Origin of the sequence: Salinicoccus sp. HZC-1, from assembly GCF_046736035.1 — a bacterium.
Classification (GTDB): Bacteria; Bacillota; Bacilli; order Staphylococcales; family Salinicoccaceae; genus Salinicoccus.
Genome location: NZ_CP177130.1, coordinates 877,355 through 898,412, shown reverse-complemented (window position 1 = coordinate 898,412; position 21,058 = coordinate 877,355). Strand labels below are relative to the sequence as shown.

The following is a 21,058-nucleotide window of genomic DNA, read 5'->3' as shown; positions in this document are numbered from 1 at the left end:
TATTATTACATAAGTATTCATTATAAGAAAGAACTTATTTAAAAAATGCAAAAATAAATGCACCGTCCCTGAGACAGTGCATTTAATCAGGAATATTTTTGTAAGGCATACAAGAGGGATGGGAGTACAATTCATGTACTGGCCTTCAGATTACTGGAGGTGTATCTGAGGCTGATTTCAATATAACAATCATTTATGAATTTCCATTTAAGGGAATGTAAATATTGTGTAATGAAGACGGTTACTGTTTACACCAGCACTGCCTGTGCAATGAGACGGTCAAAACTGCGGACATCCACTTTCTTGCCCAGATTGATTTTAAAATGCCCCACTTTCGTCCATAATTCCACTTCAGCATTGATATCGAACATGCCGCGGGCATTTTCAGTCGACCACATATCTATCGATGAATAGGGCAGGGAATACATTTCCACCTTTTTGCCGGTAAGCCCCTGGGAATCACGGATAATCAGGCGTTTATCCGTAAATATTGCCGAATCTCTGAGTGTCTTATACGCTTTGATTGCCCGCTCCCCTTCAATCAGCAGCTCATCTGCATCGTCTGGTATGTCTGTTTCGAACTGCAAGGTCCAGGATAGAATATCTGTTGTCTCCAAAGTCATCACTCCACTGTTTTATTTTAGTTTTCATTATAGTTCATATACTGACATAGAATTCATCTCCAGCATAATGAAAGCCCTTTCCCGAGTATCGTGGTAAAATGGAAGGACTAATAATATATCCGGAGGAGTGGTATTAAATGACCAGTCGCAAAGCGAAACACACGGTATTTGTAGACCAGTTTACCAACGGCATATTGAATCCCGCGGATGAAATGAATTATGTTGTACAGGACGGCGGACACATTGTAGCGAATACGGCACCCGGCTGCTGGGGGCCGATGATCACCCCTGAACTTAAAGGCGGACATGAAGTCACGAAGCCGGTTTATGTCGAAGGCGCCGAAACCGGTGATGCCATCGCAATCCACATTAATTCCATACAGGTGACTTCAGATGCCACCGCCTCAGGCAACGACAAACCGATGGAAGGCAGATTCACCGGCGATCCTTTCGTTGCCGGGATTTGCCCGAACTGCGGTGCCAAAAACCCGAAAACCAGAGTGGAAGGCATCGGGCAAGGGGCTGTGCGATGTGCAGAATGCAGTGAGGACGTCACGCCGTTCACTTTCACCAATGCGTATACCATGGTGTTCGATCAACAGAGGACGATGGGACTGACACTCAATAAGGAAAATGCGGAAATCATCGCCCGTGAAGGCAAAAAATATATGCGTACACCCGAGAACTCCATACAGAATCCGGTGGTGACTTTTGCCCCGCACGATATCGTCGGCGCCATGGCGCGGGTCATCCCCTTCCTCGGCCAATTGGGGACAACACCCTCCCGTGCCTTTCCCGATTCCCACAATGCCGGGGATTTCGGACAGTTCCTGATCGATGCCCCGCATGATTACGGCATGACCGAAGAACAGCTCGAAGACCGTACCGACGGCCATATGGATATAAACCGGGTCCGGGAAGGTGCCACATTAATCTGTCCGGTAAAAGTGCCCGGCGGCGGCGTCTACCTTGGAGACATGCATGCGATGCAGGGCAACGGTGAAATTGCTGGCCATACCACCGATGTTGCCGGCATCGCCGATCTTCAGGTCACAGTCCTCAAAGATGTAGACCTCGAAGGACCGGTGCTGCTGCCGCTGACAGAAGATCTTCCGCCGCTGGCCAAGCCATTTACAGAGAAGGAAATCAAACAGGCAAAATTGCTTGCGGATAGATGGCATATGCCGGAAATCGAGGAAAGCTATCCCGTATCCTTCATCGGGACAGGAGTGGATTTAAACGCTGCGACAGAAAACGGCATGGAACGGGCGGCCAAACTGTTTAACATTACAGTGCCGGAAGTAATGAACCGTGCAACAATCAATGGTTCCATCGATATCGGCAGGAACCCCGGAGTGGTCACTGTGACCTTCCTGGCGCCCAAAGCATATTTGAAGCAGTCAGGCATATGGGAGTTAGTGAGAAATGCGTATCAGTAAGTTTTCAGAATCAGTGTATTCCTCCAAGAGGGATACGCTGATTTTTTATAGGAAATAATATTCATACTTTTGTCCTATGCCTTTCAAATGCAACGGATACATATGTGCTATATAATGAAGATATATTAACTTACTTTATAAAAGGACAGGATACAGATGGAAAAATACAGAATTAACAAAGAGGAGGGTTTGGAGTTTGGACTCTACACACTTGGAGACCACCTTCATAATCCGTATACGAAGGAACGGATTCCTGCCCAGCAGAGAATCAACGAAATCATCGAACTCGCCAAACTTTCCGAGCAGGCCGGCATCGACCTCTTTACCGTGGGCGAAAGCCACCAGGAGTTTTTCACAACGCAGGCGCATTCCGTTGTCCTCGGTGCGATTGCACAGGCAACAAGCAAAATAAAAATCGCGAGCTCTTCCACGATCATCAGTACACTCGACCCGGTCCGCGTCTATGAGGACTTTGCAACCATCGACCTCATTTCAGACGGCAGGGCGGAAATCATCGCCGGACGCGCTTCCCGGGTGGGCAACTTTGAACTGCTCGGCTATGACCTTCATGATTACGAGGCCCTGTATGAAGAGAAATTTGATCTGCTCAGACTGATCAATGAAAACGAAGTCGTCAACTGGGAAGGCGAATTCAGAAAGCCGCTTCGCAATGCTGAAATCCTCCCCCGCCCTAAAAATGGGTCACTGCCGATATGGAGAGCTGTCGGCGGTCCGCCGGCAAGTGCCGAGAAAGCCGGACGCGCAGGGGTGCCGATGTTCCTCGCGACACTCGGCGGCCCGGCCTCTTCATTCAAATATTCAATCGAGGTCTACAGGCAGGCAGCCCGGGACAATGGACATGACCCGGACGCACTTCCAGTTGCCACGGCGGGATTCTTCTACCCTGCCGAAACAACACAGCAGGCACAAAAGGAAGTCTATCCCCATATCAATGAGGGGATGATGCGGACAAATGGACGCGGCTATCCCAAGCAGCACTTCGCTCAGGGTGCACATCCGAAAGATGTCATGAATGTCGGCAGCCCCCAGGAAATCATAGAGAAGATCCTTTATCAGCATGAAGAACTCGGCCATCAGAGATATATCGGGCAGATGGATTTCGGCGGTGTCACTTTTGATAAATTAAAGCGCAATATAGACCTCATCGGTTCGGAAATATTGCCCGCGGTTAAAAAGCACACCAGAAAATAGGAGGCATCATTTTATGAACATTGTACTTTTATCCGGTTCGGTTGTGGGATCCAAAACGAGGACTGCAATGGAATATGTAAAAAACGCTTTTAATAAAAACCACCCGGATCATAATGTGGAGCTGATCGACCTTGCTGATTACGATATACAATTCAGCGACGGACGCAACTTCCTGGATTATGACGGTGACACAGGCTACGTCACTAAAATAATCATGGATGCCGACGCAATCGTCATCGGCACACCGATTTTCCAGGCTTCCATACCCGGTACACTGAAGAACGTGCTCGATCTGCTTCCGCAGGACGGATTCAGGGACAAGACCGTCAGCATGCTTGCCACAGCAGGATCATCCAAACACTTTCTGATTCCGGAAACCCAGCTGAAGCCGGTACTGGGCTATATGAAGGCTCAGATTCTGCAATCCTATGTATTTATAGAAGAACGGCATTTTGCCAAGAAGGAGATCATCGATGATGACGTCATCTTCCGCATCGACCGGCTGGCTGAAGATACACTTGTCCTCTCGGAAACTTACCGGAAGATCAGAGAAGAAAAAGAAGCGTCATACGGATTCTGATAAACAAGCAGACTGACGGGAATTCCCATCAGTCTGCTTTTCTCTTACATATCACCAACAGAATCATCTCTTCCGGTTTCTATCTGTATAAATCGATCACCCGCTCGAATGACTTCTTCTTCTCTTCCCAGTCATGCAGGTTGCACAAAAGCAGCCAGTCGTCACACTGGTAGATTTCACTATACTGGTCAAGCGCCTTCTTAACCGTTTCCGGGCCGCCGATGATCATCCTTCTCTTATTGCGTTCGACGCTCTCCTGTTCCTTCTCATTCAAAGAGGCCATGCGTTCCTTTGCTTCCCCGACATCCGGCACCTGGCTGTCCAGTCCCTTTTCCACATTTAGCAGCCAGATGTGCTGGCTTGCGGCAAGCTCTTCTGCATGTGCATCATCCTTCCCGCATACGACGAATACACAGGCTTTGGCGTGCGGTTCACGGAGCAGTCCCGGACGGAAGTTCTGCCGGTATGCTTCAAATGAAGCTTCGCCCCGATCCGGTTTGATGAAATGGCCGAAGACATAACCGATGCCCATCTCCGCTGCGAGTTCCGCACTGTTCTCACCGAGCCCCAGAGCATATAATTCCGGTTTCCCCGCCGTTCTCGGCGCCGGTCTGATTTTCCCTTCCTTGTTCAGGTATTTAACCAGATCCTCCAATTTTTCCGGATAGTCCCCCATCTGATTGGGTTTGAAATCAGCGAGTCGCCGCCGGACAAAATCCCCGCCGCCGGTCGAACGCCCGACCCCCGCCTCAATCCTTCCCGGGAATAAAGACTCGAGCTGCGATATTTGCGCCGCGACTTTATAAGCACTGTACTGCGGCAGCAGGATGCCGCCGCTGCCCACTTTGATTTTTTCAGTCCTGGCTGCGACGGCTGCCATCATTATTTCCGGCGAACTGGAAACCATGCCCCTGGTCGCATGATGTTCAGCAAACCAATAGCTCGCATACCCCAGGTGTTCGGCATACTGTGCCATCTCTATCGTATGCGCTGCCGTCTCCTCCGCCGTTTTCCCCCTGGGCTGCGGCATCTGATCAAGTATTCCAAATCTCATTGAGTGATACTCCCTTTTTCATTATTAAAAGGAGAAACAAAGCATTCCCCTTTTCCTAAAAGCGCTTAAGTTTTAAAACCATACCATATAAATGATGGAAGTTGCGGCAATCATCGTAATCAATGACAGCGGCGCCCCCACTTTTATATAGTCCGTGAATTTATACCCGCCGGGTCCGTAGACGATCAGGTTGGTCTGGTAGCCGATCGGGGTGATGAAACTTGCCGAACTGGCGATGGCGATCAAAATGACGAGTCCGATGTAATCGGCATTCATCTGCCCGGCGATTTCCAGTGCAATCGGAAACATCAATACTGCTGCTGCACTGTTGGTAATCAATTCAGTGAAAATATTCGTCACGATATATAAGATGACGATGATACCGATGATGCCGAACGGTCTGGCTACATCCACCATATTTTCGGCGATGAGCTGGGCCAGACCCGATTCGGTCAAAGCTGCCCCCACACCGAATGCACTGGCGATCAGCAGGAGGACGTTGACCTGTATATAGCTGAATGCCTCTTCTGCATCGATGGATTTGGAAGCCAGCAGTATGATCACAGCGATCAGCATGGCTTCGAACATCGAAAGCAGTCCGAAAGTGACGGAACCGACCATGGCGAGGAGCAATGTGATGGCGAACCACCCTTTGACGCTGCTCTGTCTCAATGGTTCGGGCGGCACAACGGAAGTCACCACATAGAAGTCGGAGGAATGCATGTGCTGCTCAAGAAACTCTTTGCCGCACAGCATCAGCAGCGTATCACCCGGTTTCATGATGATGTCACCGACCCGGCTTTTGATCCGTTCATTGTTACGATGTACGGCAATCACGCCGGCATTGTATTTGGATCTGAATTTAGATGATTTCATCGAATTCGATACCATGGACGACTGATGGGAGACGACGGCCTCCACAAGAAGATTGCCGTCATAGTTGAGACTCTCCAGAGTGGCATCCGTCCCGGTGTTTACATTTACACCCTTTTGCTTTTGCACCGCGGCGATCGTATTCAATGTTCCGGAAAACAGCAGCTGATCCCCTTCCCTGATGATGGTCGTCGGAGTCACCGGAAAGATCCGTTCCTCTCCCCTGATGATTTCAATGATATATACGTTTTTAAAAGAATGCGATGTGGCATCGATGATATGCGACCCGATATATTCAAAATCCTTTTCTATGACCGCCTCGGCCAGAAATTCCTTCACTTCTTCACGAATCTGCTCCTTGGCCCCGAGATTGCTCGGCAAAAGCTGATAGCCCAGCGTTAAAATGTAGGCCAGACCAATGATAGTGATCGGAATGCCGACGACGGATAACTGAAAGAATGAAAAACCTTCGAGGCCCGACTCGATCAGAAGTCCGTTGACGATCAGCGTGGTCGACGTTCCGATTAAAGTGATGGTGCCTCCGAGTATCGTGCCATAGGATAACGGAATCAGAAATTTGGACGGTGAGATGCCGTTCTTCTGACACCAGTCTTTTATAATCGGCGTTAACGTCACGACAATCGGTGTATTATTTAAAAATCCGGATGCGAATGATACCGGGAGAAGCAATTTGAACATGGATTTCCTCGGACTTTTGCTGTCCCTTAAGATCTTGTTTACAAAATTCTCTATGATACCATGCTTCTGGATCGCGCCGGCCACGATGAACAAGAGCAGCACCGTAAGCATTCCCTGGTTGGAAAACCCGCTGAGTGCCTGTTCTGTGGAAATGACGCCGCTCAGCAGAAATATGACGAGGAAGGAAAATACGGTGAAGTCCGCCCGCATAACTTCAAACAGCAGCAAAAGCAGCATCACGACAATCATCACTGCAACAAATATCATTTCTGAAGTCATCGGCATTCCCCCGTTTCCATGGTGAAAATTTACTTTGTTAAAGAATATCATAGCACAGGCCTGCGGGTACAAGAATTCTTTTTGAAGCCTCAAGTTAATATCTATACCCGTATATATCGATTTCGATAACAAAATCCGGTATTTATTACAACGATGGAAAAGTTTTAATTGTAATTTTTCATATCTTTTATGATTAAAACTTTGAAAATCGGATATCTATTAATTATTAACCATAAAAACACGGCAGAAAAAGGAGTGAAAAAGGAGGCAAGCACAATGGAAAAATATTCAAAAGACGATATCAGTAGAATGCTGATGGTAAAAGGCCGGTCATCATTGCTCAATGTACCGCGTAAATGTCAGCATGAAAATATTGTGAAAAGCTACCATAAGGGAACCCCATATAAATACGTTTGTACGGAATGCGGCATGCCAAGCAAAAACCGCGGCGCATTTTTCAAATATCATTGTTCCATCAAAGCGATTCACTAGGCAAATCTCTGGGTTTGCCCTTTTCCATCCATTATACTGTTAAATAGAACAGAAAATAGACGGAGGATTTTATAATGGGCATTTATGAGATTAATGTTGTGAAAGCAAACGGTGAATCGTATGATCTGGACAAATATAAAGGACAGCCGATGCTGATCGTGAATACGGCAAGCCAATGCGGGCTCCGCGGACAATACGATGAGCTCGAAACACTGCACAAGGAATACAAGGACCAGGGACTTGTGGTGCTCGGCTTCCCTTCCAATCAGTTCAACAACCAGGAACCGGGAACCAGTACGGACGCAGAAGAAGCGTGCCGCATCAACCACGGCGTCACTTTTGACATTCATGAAATCATCGACGTAAACGGAGAAAGTGCCCATCCGCTTTTCAAACACTTGAAAAGCGAATCAAAAGGTGCACTCGGCGATAAAATAAAGTGGAATTTTACGAAGTTCCTGGTGGATAAGGACGGTAACGTCATAAGCCGCATTGCGCCGACCACCAGCCCGCTTAAAATGAAGAAGGATATAGAATCCGCACTGTAGATTGTATGGCATATGCATGCATTTATCAGGGGTCGTCAGAAGAGAAAACCTATGGTTTTAGCCATAGGATGATCTCTTCCTGGACGGCCTGTACTTTGACTAAAAATTTGAGATGACAGCGTTTTGATGGTATATTTGAGGTAGGCGATAACCAAGCCACCTTGCAATACAAGTAATATCTGAAAGGCCCGGGACGGGCCGTAGTAAAATAATCCGACCGCTGTCCGGTTGCAACGTTCAGGTTGCCTGGATAAGTTAGATGTTCCTAGAAACCCGTTACTTTAGTGACGGCGTAGTTCATCTCCCTTAAAATATGACTCGGCCGTGCCTTTCTGGCGCGGCCGTTTTATTTTGGGTACACAGGAAGGAAGGATCAGCAGCAATGTCTGAAGGAGAAAAAGAACTTCAAAATAAATATGGCACACAGCGGCGTGCCGATGCTTTCTACAACAATCAGATGATCGATTACGTGAATCCCCGGATGATTGAATTCATCAATCGTCAGGAAATGCTTTTCATCTCCCCCGCCGATGGGGAGGGAAACTGCGATTCATCGTTCAGGGCCGGGGCACCCGGGTTCGTCAGGGTACTGGACGCGTCCACCCTGATGTACCCCGAATACCGGGGCAACGGTGTAATGGCGAGTCTCGGGAACATCACCGAAAATCCGCACATTGGACTCATGTTCATCGATTTCACGGAACAAAGGATCGGGCTGCATGTGAATGGTACGGCCGGGATCATTGAAAATGATGCACTCGAAACACTCGGACTCGGTGCCGGGGAGATCCGAGCCCTAAATGAACAGGAAAATAACCGCGCCGAGCGCTGGATCGTCATCAAAGTGCACGAGGCATATATACACTGTTCCAAACACATTCCGGTCCTGAAAAAGGAACAATCAGACGGCGCCCGCCGGGACACGGAGCATCCGAAGAAAAAGGGCGGCGACTTTTTCGGTGTGAAAGGAAAATAAAAAGACAGGGTACCGATGTACCCTGCCCTGATATGAATCATGTTCCGCAAAATGTCTGATGGACAACTTCCGTCTCTTCAGGCGGATTTTTATAGACCGCATCATGCGAATCGTCGAATGGTCTGGAAAGCACTGCATTCAAGTCGGTGAAATGACTGTAATCCCCATAATGCATTGCTTCATTTAAAGCTTTTTCCACGAGATGATTTCTCGGAATGACTGCCGGATTGACTGATTTCATCAATTCGTATGCATCTTCGACACTGGAACTCTGAGTTTCCAGCTTCTGCTGCCACTTTTCATTCCACTGTTTGAATCCATCTGTCTCTGCCACGCTTGTTTCCTCTACTTTACCAAGTGACATCAATCGGAACGTCTGCGTATAATCCGATCCGGCTTCAGCCATCATATCAAGCAGTTCCGTAATCAGCGCTTCATCATCACTGGATACTTCGATAATTCCCAGCTTCTCTCTCATTCCCGACAGCCAGTGGGATTCATACAGCTTCCCGAATCTCGACAGCGCGTCCTGCGCCTTTGATACCGCAGTGTCTTTGTCATCACTGAACAATGTCAGCAGCGTCTCGGCAAACCGCGCCAGGTTCCACTGGCCGATGCCGGGCTGGTTCTGATACGCATAGCGCCCATTGATATCAATGGAACTGAACACAGTGGCAGGATCATAATCGTCCATAAACGCACATGGACCGTAATCGATCGTTTCCCCGCTGATTGTCATGTTGTCGGAGTTCATTACACCATGGATGAATCCGACAAGCATCCATTTGGAAATGAGTGCGGCCTGGCGGTCGATCACATGATTTAGAAACTGCAGATATTTTTCTTCAGCAGGCAATGGTTCAAGCTCCGGGTAATGACGGGATATCGCATAATCCGCCAGAATCTTAGCGTTATCCTCCCCTTCAGCCCGGACCGCATATTCGAAAGTGCCCACACGCAGATGGCTTTCAGCCACCCGGGTCAGGATGCCGCCCGGCAGGGTGTCTTCCCTTGTCACCCCTTCACCGGTCGTCAAAACTGCAAGGCTTCTTGTTGTCGGGATATCCAGGGCATGCATCGCTTCAGATATAATATATTCACGCAGCATCGGCGCAATCGGTGCACGGCCGTCGCCAGATCTTGAGAACATCGTACGTCCCGATCCTTTCAGCTGGATGTCATACCGGTCGCCATCAGGCGCAATCTGTTCCCCGATCAGGACAGCACGTCCGTCCCCGAGCATGGACAAGTTGCCAAACTGGTGGCCCGCATAGGCCTGTGAAATGCCTGAAGCCCCTTCCGGCATTTCGTTGCCGGCAAATATCTTCTTGCCGTCATCCGACTGAAGCGCTTCAGCATTCAAGCCGAGATGCTCTGCCAATTTTTCATTAAAGGCAACAACCGCAGGAAAATCTACATGCGTCGCTCCCGATTTATGATAGAAGTGATTGGGTAATTTTTCATAAGTGTTATCAAAATTGAAACCGAATTGATTCATATTCTCCCCTCTTTCATTAAGGATTGCTCCTTTTATTCTATCATTTTCCAGGCCTGTGCCCTAGTGAACAACTTCAGGAATGTGGAATAAACACCGATCAATATCTTTGCACGCACTCCGGATCTTCCCTATTCTGGAGATGTTGGGCAGGATATCCTCTGCAACCAAAAAAGAAAGAAGGCGATATTTATGGCAAAAGCAGTGAAAATCGGCCAGTCCGATCTGACAGTTAATCCTATCGGACTCGGCACTAATGCAGTCGGCGGACATAATCTCTTCCCTGACCTGGATGAACAGGCGGGTAAAGATCTGGTGAAAACCGCGATTGAAAATGACATCGACTTTATAGATACGGCCTACTTATACGGCCCCGGCCGTTCTGAGGAATTGGTGGGTGAAGCGGTGAAAGAAACCGGCAGGCGGGATGAACTGATCATCGCCACTAAAATCTCACCGATTTTCAAAGACGACGGGATGATCAACAGTAACGCCCCGGCCTTCCTGCAGGAAGAAGTGGAGAAAAGCCTGAAACGGCTTCAGACCGACTACATTGATCTGATGTATCTCCATTATCCCGACGAAGATACACCGAAGGATGAGGCCATTGCGGCATTGAAGACTTTAAAGGACGAAGGCAAAATCCGTGCAATCGGCGTTTCAAACTTCTCGTTGGAACAGCTGAAAGAAGCCAATAAGGATGGGCACATCGATGTGTTCCAGGGGGAGTATAACCTGCTCGCCCGTTCAGCGGAAAAAGAACTCTTCCCCTATTTAAAAGAGCAGGGCATTTCATTCGTTCCATTCTTCCCGCTCGCATCCGGGCTATTGACGGGCAAGTTCAAAAAAGAGGATACGTTTGATGATTTCCGGAAAAACCTGCCTGCATTCGGGGACGAAGCATTTGCAGATAATATTGAGCGGGTGGAAAAACTGCGCCCGATTGCCGAGAAAAAAGATGTGGATATCGCACATGTCGTTCTGGCCTGGTATTTAACGAGAGACGTCATCGACGCAATCATTCCGGGTGCCAAACGTTCAGAACAGGTATTGAATAACCTGAAGGCACTGGAAGTGGATTTGACGGAAGAAGAAATTTCAGAAATCGACAGCATTTTCTCATAAACAGCAAAACGCGGATCAGGCGTCATGCCCTATCCGCGTTTCTTTGCGTCCAGTATTTCAATGATTTCATCATAACTGATGTCTTTGGCATAATACTCCACATGTCCGAAGTCCATATCACCGGTCATGTCATTCGTCAGAACAATCGCATTCATCCCTGCACGCACGGCAGCAAGCGAACCATTTACCGTATCTTCGATTGCGAAAATGCGGGATGGCTCCAAATTGAGGTCCGCACCCGCCAGCCTGTACAACGCAGGATCAGGCTTTACAAATTCCACATCCTCCCTGCCCCGGATACTGACGAAATCATCGCAGATGCCTAAGTTTTCAAGCATTGGCGTGATCACTTCCCGTCTGCTGCTTGTCGCCACCGCCATCGGGATTTTATTTTCCCTGCAGTAATCGATCAGCTTTAAAATATGGGGGTAGCACTCGAGCTCCAGACATGTCCGCTGATGCTCTTCCGCAATCGCCCGGACGCCTTCCTCGCCGATCCGTTCCAGTATGTAGCCATCCAGCTCGGGAGACTCCGTACCGATCGAGGCTTTATAAACTTCAATCTCAAGCGGCTTGTGTCCCCGGTCCGCAAGATTTTTATTAATCGCATTGTATAGATTCGTTTCACTGTCGATGATCGTACCGTCAAAATCCAAAATGACTCCGATATTCATGGGCATCCATCCTTACGGTCTTTTATATCCACACATATTATCACAGCTGAAAACAGGAATATAGTAATCAATTTCCGATATTCATAATATAAAGCTTGACTGTAACATAAAAACAGAATAATCTGAAATATATTACTATTACAATTACCCGAAGGAGGAGATCATTCAATGAAGGAAACACTGTTTAAACGGTTGGACGATTTATACCCGGAAATGGTTGAGTTCAGACGGGATTTACATATACATCCTGAACTTTCCCACCACGAAGTGGAAACACCGGGAAAAGTTGCGGATTTTTTAAAGGGTCTGGGATTGGAAGTAAGAACAAAGGTCGGCGGCAGAGGTGTCGTTGGTACTTTAAAGGGCAAAAAACCGGGCAGGACAATCGCATTGAGAGCGGACTTCGATGCCCTGCCCATCCAGGACGAAAAGGATGTCCCGTATAAATCAAAAGTGGATGGCGTAATGCATGCGTGCGGGCATGATATTCATACATCCGGACTGCTCCATGTCGCAAAAGTGCTGAGCGAAAATAAAGAAGCACTGTCCGGCACAGTGATATTCATCCATCAGTTTGCGGAAGAAGTGATTCCCGGCGGAGCGAAATTCATGATAGAAGACGGATGTATGGACGGAGTGGATGCTGTTTTCGGCGCTCATGTCAGTTCGGTCGATCCGCTTGGTACGGTAGGATACAGAGAAGGTCCCGTGATGGCCAATGGGGATACGTTTGAAATTACGATTTCAGGCAAAGGCGGCCATGCAGCAAACCCGCATCTCGCAGTCGATCCATTGACAATCGGCGCGCAAGTGATGTCTTCACTGCAGCAGATTGTCAGCAGACAGACGGATCCATTGAAGTCAGCCGTCGTTACTGTCGCGTCTTTCAATGGCGGCAACAGCTATAATGTGATTCCGGACAGTGCTGAATTAAAGGGCACAGTCAGGACATTCGAACCGGAAGTCAGGGATGCGGTGGAAAACTCGATCCAGTCCATTGCCGAAAAGACGTGCGAGGCACTCGGTGCCACAGCAGATGTGAAGTATACACGGGGCTATCCTGCAGTCGTAAATGACCCTGAAGAGACGAAGCGGTATGCCCGGGTTGCATCCGAAATATTCGGTGAGGAAAATGTGAAGGAGATACCGCCCATGATGGGCATGGAGGACTTCGCCTATTATCTGAAAGAAGCACCGGGATCGTTTGCCTGGGTGGGCGGTGCCATGCCGGATGAAAAGGATGTCTATCCGCACCACCATCCAAAATTCGACGTCCATGAAGAATCGATGCTTTATATCGGCAGGCTGTTCATTGCCACTGTACTGGATTACATGGACACCCCGATGCATTCAAATTAATATTCGCACTACCAAAGGAGACATTCATATGGGAGATATATTGGAAGTAGCAAACAGTGCACCGTTTTGGGTGTTCGCTTCAATCATTGTTGGAATTGTAGTGTTTCAGGCATTAATATTTTTATGGATCGCCAAAAAATCGGCGCCGGATGCCGGACTGTCGGATAACGAAGTGACGACAGCGATCCGTGCCGGATTCATCAGTTCAATCGGCCCGTCATTCGGTATCGTTATCATACTCGTCTCCCTCATCGCATTAATCGGTTCACCGGTTACTTTGATGCGGGTCGGAATCATTGGTTCCGCTGCAACTGAATCCAGTGCCGCCGCGATCGGCGCATCGGCTTTTGGCATGGAACTCGGAGCGTCCGACTTTCCGCTTGAGGCGTTAAGCGCAATTGTATGGGTCATGTTCCTCGGCGGCATGGGGTGGCTGCTGGTCGTCATGCTCTTTACAAAGTCCATGGGGAAAGCCCAGGAAAAAATCCAGAAAAAGAACCCTAAAATCATGGCAAGTGTGGCACTGGCTGCGATGCTCGGTGCCTTCGCATATTTGGCAAGTGAACAGATGGTCACAAGCCTCAACCATACGATTGCCGGTGTATTGGCACTTGTCTCCATGATAACCATGATGATTTTTGCCGATCGTAAAAATCTCGGCTGGTTAAAGGAATGGGCTTTAGGATTTTCTCTCGTCATCGGTATGGCAACCGGTTATATTTCAACGTTCATCATTTAATGAAATTTTAAAAAAGGGGTTTTTAGATGGGGTATACAACTGACAGCACTGTTGAAATGACGACACCTCCAATTGAGGCGGCAGAAAACAATACAGTCGATATTTTCTATAAACGGTCACACTTCTGGGGCAGATTAACACTTCTGGTACTGATCATCATGTGTTTCGCCCCGCCACTCTATATGTCTTTTGTGCTTGATGCCCATCCGGGCTGGGGGGTTATTGCCACAGGACTGGTCGGATACGCTTCATTCATCGGCATCATGTGGGTACTCGAACCGATTACCTACTACCCGACGCTCGGAGTCGCCGGTACGTATTTGGCATTCCTGACGGGAAATATTGCGAATATGTGTCTACCGTGCTCATCGGCTGCCCAAAAGGCCGTCGATGCTGAACCGGGATCCACAAAAGCGGAGATTGCCGGTGTCTTCGGAATTGCGGTCGCATCCTTAACCAATATCGTCGTTCTGGTCATTATGGTCATTGGCGGCACATTCCTCATTGCGCTGATTCCTCCATATATAGAGGGTGCTTTCAACTTCGTGCTTCCGTCTATATTCGGGGCTGTACTTGGACAATTCGCCTACAAAACGCCACAATACGGTGTCATTGCGTTAATCATCGGGATGATCATTTTATTTTCCCCTGTTTTTTCGCTGATAAAAATTGCACTTTGTGTCGCACTTACAATCACAGCAGTACTATTCATGGAAAAGAAGAAAGGAAATATCTAATATGGATTTCACTATCAACACAGAAAGACTTTCAAAAAGATTATCAGAGCTTGCAGAAATCGGAAAAATCGGCGAGACGGGTGTCTGCAGATTGGCTTTATCGAAAGAATATAAGGAAGGTATGGAGTTAGTAAGGACATGGATGGAGGAAGCGGGCCTAAGTACACGATTCGATCATTTCGGAAATCTGATCGGACGGCTGGAAGGGAAAAATCCGGATGCTCCGGCAGTCATGCTTGGTTCCCATATCGATTCACAGCCATACGGGGGCAGATACGACGGCACTATCGGTGTATTGGGCGGGCTTGAAGCCGTTCAGACGATGATCGAAAACGATATTGTACCGGAGTCACCGGTGGAAGTCATTTCATTTTGTGATGAAGAAGGTCACCGCTTCGGCGTGGGACTGTTCGGTTCCAGAGGCATACTCGGACAGCTGGAACCGGGTGAACTCGAAAGGGCCGATGAAAATGGAGTGACAAGAAGAGAGGCTTTGATCGAATTCGGCGCAGACCCGGACAAATTCCATGAATCAGAATATAATCCGGACAACATTGCTTATTATCTGGAGATGCATATTGAGCAGGGACCGAAATTGCAGGAGCAGGATCAGCCCATCGGCATCGTCAGCGGCATCGCCGGACCCAGATGGCTGAGTGTCATATTGGACGGTTTCGCCGGACATGCAGGCACCGTACCGATGAATATGAGGCGGGATGCACTGGCCGGCGCTTCGGAAATCATCACCTCTTTTAACAGCATCGTGAAAACAGATTCGGATGCACCGTCCGTCGGAACAGTTGGAAATCTGCAGGTATTCCCGAACGGACGCTCAATCATTCCCGAAAAAGTGGAATTTACAATCGATCTCAGAGACACAGACCAGGCACGCCGGGATGATTACGAAAGAAAATTAAGAGACTCTGTAAAAGAAATATCAGAAAAGCATGGACTGGATTATAAAATAACAGACGATGGCGGCACTTCGCCAAAAGAATGCAGCAGAGAAATCATGACAATCATGTCAGAAGAAAGTGAATCCATCAATCTTGCGCCACCTGTTCTGATGAGCGGTGCATTCCACGATGCCAGCCATATGGCAGACGCATGTGACATGGGGATGATATTCGTCAGGTGTAAAGACGGCATCAGTCATAACCCGGCAGAGTATTCAACAGATGAAGACATTGCAGCAGGAACAGAGCTGCTTTATAAGGCAATGCTGAGACTAGTGAAGAACTAAATCAAAGAAATCCCTTTTAGATATTTAGTCTAAAAGGGATTTCGTTTATATCCATGCCTGTACTGTGTTTATACATATTTTAAAAAGCCTGTACCTCCCACATAGCAAGCTATTAACTTTGGCGGGCACAATCCGAATAAAATTACCCATTGCACAAAGAATGGCTTCTAATTTCAATTACTGGCCCAATGCATCATTGAGCTGCAGCAATCCGTTTCCATACCATTCACGGTTATCGCCAATATTCTTGGCAGTTGATACCATCCGTTCTCTTATTTCAGCAGCAGAAGCATCCGGCAATGCCGCTCTAAGCACAGCCGCTGCACCGGCAACATGAGGAGATGCCATTGAAGTACCATTTAAGTTCTCGTAATTATTATCAGGTGTTGCCGAGAAGATTGATACACCGGGTGCTGTAATATCTACTCCGGGACCGGTTGAAGAGAATGGTGCTCTCTCGTTATTCTGATCCACTGCTGCAACTGCGATCGTCGATTCATGCTGCGCGGGATAGCCTACTGTATTACCCGTTCCGTCCTCATTCCCTTCATTGCCGGCGGCGGCAACGACCAGAATATCGTATTCATTATATGCTGCGTCCAGGGCATCCCGGATTGCCCGGGAGGGTTCCGAAGAGCCGAGGGACATATTGATGACACTCATCTCATTCTGGATGGCCCATTCAATTCCCCTTACAACACCTGCGGATGAACCGGATCCGTTGCTATCCAGCACTTTTACCGCATAAAGTTCCGCCTCGGGCGCAACACCTACAACGCCTGTATCATTATCCCGGGCCGCTGCAGTGCCCGCAACGTGGGTACCGTGCCCGCTCCCATCATGATAGGGATCTTCATCCTCACCGGATTTAAAAACAGAAAACCCATCTGCAACATTCAGGTCTTCATGGGACGCATCAATACCTGTATCAAGAATGCCCAGTTTAACTCCGCTGCCTTTATACCCTTTCTCATGGACTTGATGCGCCTGAATCTGGGAAATGCCATACGGAACTTTCTGCTCATATGCGTGTACAGGAATATCCCGCTCTACATAAGTCACATTGGCATTATTTTTTATATTTTCCATCTGCTCATCAGAAAACTCGCATTCGAGCATGCGGGCTATATTAAATTCATGTATCACTTCTTCATCTGCAATCCCCAACGATGAATATGTTGTAAAATCAGAAGTCTGTTCAAATTTTACTAAGTAAATGCCCTTTCTCTCCTGTGCACTCATAACTTGATCTCCCCTTTAGTGAATTATGATGCGGTGATAAACTTTCTTTTGAAAGATAAAAGAAAGAAATATCAGATAATTTCATTATATAACAAACTCCGGCTGATTTTGAACGGAAAACTCGAGCTGCTGGAACAGAAACAGAAAAATCGTGATTAAAAATATGCTGTTAAAATGACTTCCCGGCGATATCCTTTTGGTATTTCGCCTTCCAAAGCATTATCATAGATATATTAGACTGAAATTGAGGGATGGAATAATATATGAATCGACTTAATATTAAATTGCCTCCGAACATAGCTGTGTTGCTGACCTACCCCATACTTTTACTCTGCGTCATCATCTGGGGAAGCAACTTCATCATCGGAAAAATACTTGTTGATCATTTTGACCCCTACAGCATTACCCTCATCCGTCTGATTGCGATCAACCTGTTCCTCTGGATCTTTGCATCCAGATATTTCACGGTGCCGAAGGTACCGCCCAAGGTCTGGAGTGTGATAGTAATTTCCGGAATCATCGGTATAGCTTTGAACCAGTATACTTTCTTCCTGGGACTGGTTACTGCAAACCCCGTGACTTCTGCACTGATTCTGGCTTTGGCCCCGATCATGACGGCAATTTTCACTTTATTCGTCTTCAGTGAACGCCGCGGTGTCAAGTTCTGGCTGGGTGCCCTACTCGCCCTATCCGGTGTTGTCTTAAGTACATTTGACGGCAGTGCGGTCTTTTTCGGCATCGGGGAGTCGGTGATCATCCTGACGATGCTGACGTTTGCCATCTTCATGGTGCTCATACAATGGCTGTCGAAATATATCAACGCCATACAGATTACTTTATTGACCAATATTTTCGGTTTGATTCTCCTGATTCCATTCCTCCCTGCAGCCGATTACGGACGGATGGCTGAAGCCGGTGCGCCGCTGTGGCTTCTGCTGATCATCAGCGGCATCATCGTCCATGGAATCAGCAACATGATCTGGAACAGGGAAATGCCGAAAGTCGGTGCAGCCAATGCCTCTCTGCTGATGAATATGGAGCCGTTTGTGGCAATGCTTGGTGCGGCACTGGTGCTCGGGAGCACGATCCGGATTACAGAGATTACAGGTGCCGTTTTGATCATTGCCGGTGTGACGCTGTCATTATATAGGAAGAGACAGAAACAGAGTAAGGAGATTTATGAATGAGTGCGCCATTATCAATTAAGAAATTCATTAAAAGTGGGATGAAAGTCGATATGACGCTTCGTCCCACTTTTATTTGATTCGGCTCTGGTAAATAAAACTTGATGCAGGTCAAGGAAATCAAAAGAAACGCGGCGCATACTGGACTAGAGGAGATGAAGAATGATGAATTGGACAATTTACCAGACGGTACTTTGGATTCATATATTTCTCGCCATAAATTGGGTGGGCGGTCTGCTTTTCGTCGGCTGGGGCGTCTTCCCCGCCGTCAGATTCCTCGCACTGCGGGATATGCGGCGGATGCTCAGGGCTGTCATGGGTCACAGCCACTATCTTTTCACTTCGGCCGGTGCCGGCGTCATTCTGACTGGAACGCTGCTCGGGACATGGCTCGGACCGGTGAAGAGCTTTGATGCCGTGTGGCAGACGACTTACGGCATCCTGTGGTTCGCCGCCCTCATCATCGGTGTCCTGACACTTCTGTGGGGCACTTTCATCGGCTACCCCCACGCCATGAGAGTACTCTCTGAAGATTCCCTATGGGAGGCTGCCGAAGTAGGAAACCGGGGACCATTGAACCGTTCCCTGATTATTCTGGCTCTCGTGGAAAGTGTGGAAGGCTTCGGCTTCGTTGTTCTGCTGACACTCATGATCATGCTTTAGAAAGGGGATGTTTTTATGGCTCAACTATTGGGATACAGGAATATGACTTCGGACTATCAGTACCATTCGAACTGGATCCGCATCACCCGGCCGGTCACTCTGACCGCTTCCATCATGCCGGTAACCGCCGGAACACTTTTGGCGTCACAGATTGTGGAATTCAGTCTGCTCCGTTTCGTCGTCCTTCTTGTAACCAGTGTACTGATACAGGCAGCAGTGAACATGCTGAACGATTATTTCGATTTCATGAAAGGTCAGGAAGAAGGGAAATGGCATGATAAAAGTCTATCTGCCCCTTTCCTGACGCCGCAATACAGGCAGGTGCCCTACGTCTCGATCGTGCTTGTGAGTGTTGTTTCTATTTTAACGCTGTGGCTGGCTGCAGAGAGCAGTTTCTGGATTATTCCGCTCGGGGTCACCGGACTTGTGCTGGGCTATTGCTACTCCGCAGGACAGCGCTCGCTATCAAGCCTGGGTCTTGGGGAAGTCGCAGCCGCTGTATGCCTCGGCCCCCTGCCGCTCATCATTGCGATGCTCGTCCAGGGCGCGCCGGCCGGATGGGGAATACTGATGTTCCCGGTTCCGTTCTCATTGCTGATGGCCACCATGGTGCTGACCAACAATATCCGCGATATTGAAAAAGACAGCAGTACCCGCCGGACGGTTGCCATAAGGATCGGGAGGGAAAAGGCCATATACCTGCTTGCCGCCATTTTGATTTTGACTTACATCGGCAGTCTCCTGGTCTATGCGTCAGTATGGGTCCTGTTGTCACTGCCTGTTGCCATCGCACTCATCCGCCGGTTTTACCAGCCGGATGGACAAAACCACATGGGGCTTGCCGCCCTGCACCACGCTGTACACAGCCTGGTTATCATTTTGGCTATCATGTTATAGCGGTAATGCAGCCGCAATCAAAGGAGATGAGGAGTATGGAGAAGAAAACCATTACAGCCGCACAGGAATTCAATGAAGAAAGCTTTTCAAAGATAAATGTATTCGAGGAAGAGAACAGCACACTGTTCGTTATTAATTTCCTGCCCGGCCAGCAGATGCCGGAACACAATCATCCGGGCCGTGAATTATATCTGCATGTCATCAAAGGAAGCGGGAGATTCATAATTGACGGGGCGGCCATCGGGGTGACGGAAGATGACGTCATCCATATTGGACCGGAAGAGAAAATAAGTTTTGTGAATGACAGCGAAGACCGCGCCTCCATTTATGTAACAATGAGTAGAATTCATCAATAGGATGTCCACAATAAATAAAAGGCTGCCCATACGGTTTCCAACCAATACGGGCAGCCTTCCTCAATTTAAATCACAGTATAATATTATCAGCCTGTTTCAGATATTTTCATTTTCCAACGCCAACAACCAGCTGCACTTCAACGGGAGCATCCCCGGGCAGTGAACTCACACCGACCGTTGTTCTGCTTCCAATCCCTCTTTCACCCAGTTCCTCCAACAAATAAGCGGAGGCGAAATCAGCGATTCTTGCATGGCTGCTGAGTCTTTCTTCGGCATTGATATAGACCGTCATGTTGATCACCTGTGAAATCTCTTCATCCGGCTGCAGTTCACTTTCTGCAACTGTCAAAGCATTGCACGTTGCCTGCTGGACAATCTGTCTATAAGTAGCTTCTGAATGGCTTGCCATCAGTTTTCCTCTTTTTATCAGTACGCCATCCACTGTAGGCGTCATCCCCGCTGTGTGGATGATATTTTCAAAACGTGATGCGAGTGTATATTGTCCTTTGGGTGATGGCTGATATTTTATGATATCTGTCATTTTCGGATACCTCCCCGTCTGTATAATC

Annotated in this window: 22 protein-coding genes; 15 read left to right on the top strand and 7 right to left on the bottom strand. The window is 48.0% G+C overall.

The window, feature by feature from the left end; translation table 11 throughout:
* Positions 1-248: 248 nt before the first annotated feature.
* Positions 249-617 carry a PH domain-containing protein gene (locus ACKRAT_RS04485; RefSeq protein ID WP_411843903.1) on the bottom strand — a complete coding sequence of 123 codons (369 nt, stop codon included), beginning with the start codon at positions 615-617 and terminating at the stop codon, positions 249-251.
* Between the two features lie 143 nt (positions 618-760).
* On the opposite strand from ACKRAT_RS04485, the gene ACKRAT_RS04480 reads away from it, so the two are divergent.
* The 3 genes from ACKRAT_RS04480 to ACKRAT_RS04470 all read left to right on the top strand — a co-directional run bounded on the left by ACKRAT_RS04480 (position 761) and on the right by ACKRAT_RS04470 (position 3,854).
* A complete protein-coding gene (locus ACKRAT_RS04480; protein ID WP_411843902.1) occupies positions 761-2,062 on the top strand; it encodes an acetamidase/formamidase family protein in 1,302 nt (433 codons plus the stop codon).
* A gap of 156 nt (positions 2,063-2,218) precedes the next feature.
* The gene (locus tag ACKRAT_RS04475; RefSeq protein ID WP_411843901.1) at positions 2,219-3,274 is read left to right on the top strand and encodes an LLM class flavin-dependent oxidoreductase; all 1,056 of its coding nucleotides are present in this window, start codon (positions 2,219-2,221) and stop codon (positions 3,272-3,274) included.
* Positions 3,275-3,287: 13 nt separating this feature from the next.
* Complete coding sequence (locus ACKRAT_RS04470) at positions 3,288-3,854, top strand: NADPH-dependent FMN reductase (RefSeq protein ID WP_411843900.1); 567 nt, start codon at positions 3,288-3,290, stop codon at positions 3,852-3,854.
* A 79-nt stretch (positions 3,855-3,933) separates the two neighbouring features.
* On the opposite strand, the gene ACKRAT_RS04465 is transcribed toward ACKRAT_RS04470, so the two are convergent.
* Positions 3,934-4,908: an LLM class flavin-dependent oxidoreductase gene (locus ACKRAT_RS04465; RefSeq protein WP_411843899.1), complete on the bottom strand. Its 975-nt coding sequence runs from the start codon at positions 4,906-4,908 to the stop codon at positions 3,934-3,936.
* A 72-nt stretch (positions 4,909-4,980) separates the two neighbouring features.
* Positions 4,981-6,759, bottom strand: coding sequence for an SLC13 family permease (locus ACKRAT_RS04460; protein WP_411843898.1), 1,779 nt, complete (start codon positions 6,757-6,759; stop codon positions 4,981-4,983).
* 276 nt (positions 6,760-7,035) lie between these two features.
* Between ACKRAT_RS04460 and ACKRAT_RS04455 the strand changes: the two genes are divergently transcribed.
* The 3 genes from ACKRAT_RS04455 (at position 7,036) to ACKRAT_RS04445 (ending at position 8,775) form a co-directional block, all read left to right on the top strand.
* Positions 7,036-7,251 (top strand): hypothetical protein, encoded by a 216-nt coding sequence (locus ACKRAT_RS04455; RefSeq protein WP_411843897.1) that lies wholly within the window; start codon positions 7,036-7,038, stop codon positions 7,249-7,251.
* 74 nt (positions 7,252-7,325) lie between these two features.
* On the top strand, positions 7,326-7,799 hold the full coding sequence (locus ACKRAT_RS04450; RefSeq protein WP_411843896.1) for a glutathione peroxidase: 474 nt from the start codon (positions 7,326-7,328) through the stop codon (positions 7,797-7,799).
* A gap of 382 nt (positions 7,800-8,181) precedes the next feature.
* On the top strand, positions 8,182-8,775 hold the full coding sequence (locus tag ACKRAT_RS04445; RefSeq protein ID WP_411843895.1) for a pyridoxamine 5'-phosphate oxidase family protein: 594 nt from the start codon (positions 8,182-8,184) through the stop codon (positions 8,773-8,775).
* Positions 8,776-8,812: 37 nt separating this feature from the next.
* Here ACKRAT_RS04445 and ACKRAT_RS04440 read toward each other — a convergent pair whose 3' ends face one another.
* Positions 8,813-10,273, bottom strand: coding sequence for a protein adenylyltransferase SelO (locus ACKRAT_RS04440; RefSeq protein WP_411843894.1), 1,461 nt, complete (start codon positions 10,271-10,273; stop codon positions 8,813-8,815).
* Positions 10,274-10,462: 189 nt separating this feature from the next.
* On the opposite strand from ACKRAT_RS04440, the gene ACKRAT_RS04435 reads away from it, so the two are divergent.
* Positions 10,463-11,395 carry an aldo/keto reductase gene (locus ACKRAT_RS04435; RefSeq protein ID WP_411843893.1) on the top strand — a complete coding sequence of 311 codons (933 nt, stop codon included), beginning with the start codon at positions 10,463-10,465 and terminating at the stop codon, positions 11,393-11,395.
* Between the two features lie 29 nt (positions 11,396-11,424).
* On the opposite strand, the gene ACKRAT_RS04430 is transcribed toward ACKRAT_RS04435, so the two are convergent.
* On the bottom strand, positions 11,425-12,069 hold the full coding sequence (locus tag ACKRAT_RS04430) for an HAD family hydrolase (RefSeq protein WP_411843892.1): 645 nt from the start codon (positions 12,067-12,069) through the stop codon (positions 11,425-11,427).
* A 168-nt stretch (positions 12,070-12,237) separates the two neighbouring features.
* On the opposite strand from ACKRAT_RS04430, the gene ACKRAT_RS04425 reads away from it, so the two are divergent.
* Genes ACKRAT_RS04425 through ACKRAT_RS04410 form a run of 4 tightly spaced genes read left to right on the top strand, consistent with a single transcriptional unit; the run spans position 12,238 to position 16,147 of the window.
* Positions 12,238-13,428 (top strand): M20 metallopeptidase family protein, encoded by a 1,191-nt coding sequence (locus ACKRAT_RS04425; protein WP_411843891.1) that lies wholly within the window; start codon positions 12,238-12,240, stop codon positions 13,426-13,428.
* 28 nt (positions 13,429-13,456) lie between these two features.
* Positions 13,457-14,167 (top strand): DUF5058 family protein, encoded by a 711-nt coding sequence (locus ACKRAT_RS04420; protein ID WP_411843890.1) that lies wholly within the window; start codon positions 13,457-13,459, stop codon positions 14,165-14,167.
* A 26-nt stretch (positions 14,168-14,193) separates the two neighbouring features.
* Positions 14,194-14,904, top strand: coding sequence for a small-conductance mechanosensitive channel (locus ACKRAT_RS04415; protein ID WP_411843889.1), 711 nt, complete (start codon positions 14,194-14,196; stop codon positions 14,902-14,904).
* A gap of 1 nt (position 14,905) precedes the next feature.
* The gene (locus tag ACKRAT_RS04410) at positions 14,906-16,147 is read left to right on the top strand and encodes a M20 family metallo-hydrolase (RefSeq protein WP_411843888.1); all 1,242 of its coding nucleotides are present in this window, start codon (positions 14,906-14,908) and stop codon (positions 16,145-16,147) included.
* Between the two features lie 177 nt (positions 16,148-16,324).
* Here ACKRAT_RS04410 and ACKRAT_RS04405 read toward each other — a convergent pair whose 3' ends face one another.
* Positions 16,325-17,389, bottom strand: coding sequence for a S8 family peptidase (locus ACKRAT_RS04405; protein ID WP_411843887.1), 1,065 nt, complete (start codon positions 17,387-17,389; stop codon positions 16,325-16,327).
* A gap of 263 nt (positions 17,390-17,652) precedes the next feature.
* Between ACKRAT_RS04405 and ACKRAT_RS04400 the strand changes: the two genes are divergently transcribed.
* The 4 genes from ACKRAT_RS04400 (at position 17,653) to ACKRAT_RS04385 (ending at position 20,489) form a co-directional block, all read left to right on the top strand.
* On the top strand, positions 17,653-18,576 hold the full coding sequence (locus tag ACKRAT_RS04400) for a DMT family transporter (protein ID WP_411843886.1): 924 nt from the start codon (positions 17,653-17,655) through the stop codon (positions 18,574-18,576).
* A 159-nt stretch (positions 18,577-18,735) separates the two neighbouring features.
* Positions 18,736-19,236, top strand: coding sequence for a hypothetical protein (locus ACKRAT_RS04395; protein WP_411843885.1), 501 nt, complete (start codon positions 18,736-18,738; stop codon positions 19,234-19,236).
* A 15-nt stretch (positions 19,237-19,251) separates the two neighbouring features.
* Positions 19,252-20,133: a prenyltransferase gene (locus ACKRAT_RS04390; RefSeq protein ID WP_411843884.1), complete on the top strand. Its 882-nt coding sequence runs from the start codon at positions 19,252-19,254 to the stop codon at positions 20,131-20,133.
* Between the two features lie 35 nt (positions 20,134-20,168).
* Positions 20,169-20,489 (top strand): cupin domain-containing protein, encoded by a 321-nt coding sequence (locus ACKRAT_RS04385; RefSeq protein ID WP_411843883.1) that lies wholly within the window; start codon positions 20,169-20,171, stop codon positions 20,487-20,489.
* A gap of 106 nt (positions 20,490-20,595) precedes the next feature.
* Here ACKRAT_RS04385 and ACKRAT_RS04380 read toward each other — a convergent pair whose 3' ends face one another.
* Positions 20,596-21,030, bottom strand: a complete 435-nt coding sequence (locus tag ACKRAT_RS04380) for a RidA family protein (protein ID WP_411843882.1) — start codon at positions 21,028-21,030, stop codon at positions 20,596-20,598.
* Positions 21,031-21,058: the final 28 nt, after the last annotated feature.

Bases quoted from the DNA above. Each gene is read 5' to 3' on its own strand.
- ACKRAT_RS04480 (WP_411843902.1), top strand. From the start codon at position 761: ATGACCAGTCGCAAAGCGAAACACACGGTATTTGTAGACCAGTTTACC.
- ACKRAT_RS04475 (WP_411843901.1), top strand. From the start codon at position 2,219: ATGGAAAAATACAGAATTAACAAAGAGGAGGGTTTGGAGTTTGGACTC.
- ACKRAT_RS04470 (WP_411843900.1), top strand. From the start codon at position 3,288: ATGAACATTGTACTTTTATCCGGTTCGGTTGTGGGATCCAAAACGAGG.
- ACKRAT_RS04465 (WP_411843899.1), bottom strand. From the start codon at position 4,908: ATGAGATTTGGAATACTTGATCAGATGCCGCAGCCCAGGGGGAAAACG.
- ACKRAT_RS04460 (WP_411843898.1), bottom strand. From the start codon at position 6,759: ATGACTTCAGAAATGATATTTGTTGCAGTGATGATTGTCGTGATGCTG.
- ACKRAT_RS04455 (WP_411843897.1), top strand. From the start codon at position 7,036: ATGGAAAAATATTCAAAAGACGATATCAGTAGAATGCTGATGGTAAAA.
- ACKRAT_RS04450 (WP_411843896.1), top strand. From the start codon at position 7,326: ATGGGCATTTATGAGATTAATGTTGTGAAAGCAAACGGTGAATCGTAT.
- ACKRAT_RS04445 (WP_411843895.1), top strand. From the start codon at position 8,182: ATGTCTGAAGGAGAAAAAGAACTTCAAAATAAATATGGCACACAGCGG.
- ACKRAT_RS04440 (WP_411843894.1), bottom strand. From the start codon at position 10,273: ATGAATCAATTCGGTTTCAATTTTGATAACACTTATGAAAAATTACCC.
- ACKRAT_RS04435 (WP_411843893.1), top strand. From the start codon at position 10,463: ATGGCAAAAGCAGTGAAAATCGGCCAGTCCGATCTGACAGTTAATCCT.
- ACKRAT_RS04430 (WP_411843892.1), bottom strand. From the start codon at position 12,069: ATGAATATCGGAGTCATTTTGGATTTTGACGGTACGATCATCGACAGT.
- ACKRAT_RS04425 (WP_411843891.1), top strand. From the start codon at position 12,238: ATGAAGGAAACACTGTTTAAACGGTTGGACGATTTATACCCGGAAATG.
- ACKRAT_RS04420 (WP_411843890.1), top strand. From the start codon at position 13,457: ATGGGAGATATATTGGAAGTAGCAAACAGTGCACCGTTTTGGGTGTTC.
- ACKRAT_RS04415 (WP_411843889.1), top strand. From the start codon at position 14,194: ATGGGGTATACAACTGACAGCACTGTTGAAATGACGACACCTCCAATT.
- ACKRAT_RS04410 (WP_411843888.1), top strand. From the start codon at position 14,906: ATGGATTTCACTATCAACACAGAAAGACTTTCAAAAAGATTATCAGAG.
- ACKRAT_RS04405 (WP_411843887.1), bottom strand. From the start codon at position 17,389: ATGAGTGCACAGGAGAGAAAGGGCATTTACTTAGTAAAATTTGAACAG.
- ACKRAT_RS04400 (WP_411843886.1), top strand. From the start codon at position 17,653: ATGAATCGACTTAATATTAAATTGCCTCCGAACATAGCTGTGTTGCTG.
- ACKRAT_RS04395 (WP_411843885.1), top strand. From the start codon at position 18,736: ATGATGAATTGGACAATTTACCAGACGGTACTTTGGATTCATATATTT.
- ACKRAT_RS04390 (WP_411843884.1), top strand. From the start codon at position 19,252: ATGGCTCAACTATTGGGATACAGGAATATGACTTCGGACTATCAGTAC.
- ACKRAT_RS04385 (WP_411843883.1), top strand. From the start codon at position 20,169: ATGGAGAAGAAAACCATTACAGCCGCACAGGAATTCAATGAAGAAAGC.
- ACKRAT_RS04380 (WP_411843882.1), bottom strand. From the start codon at position 21,030: ATGACAGATATCATAAAATATCAGCCATCACCCAAAGGACAATATACA.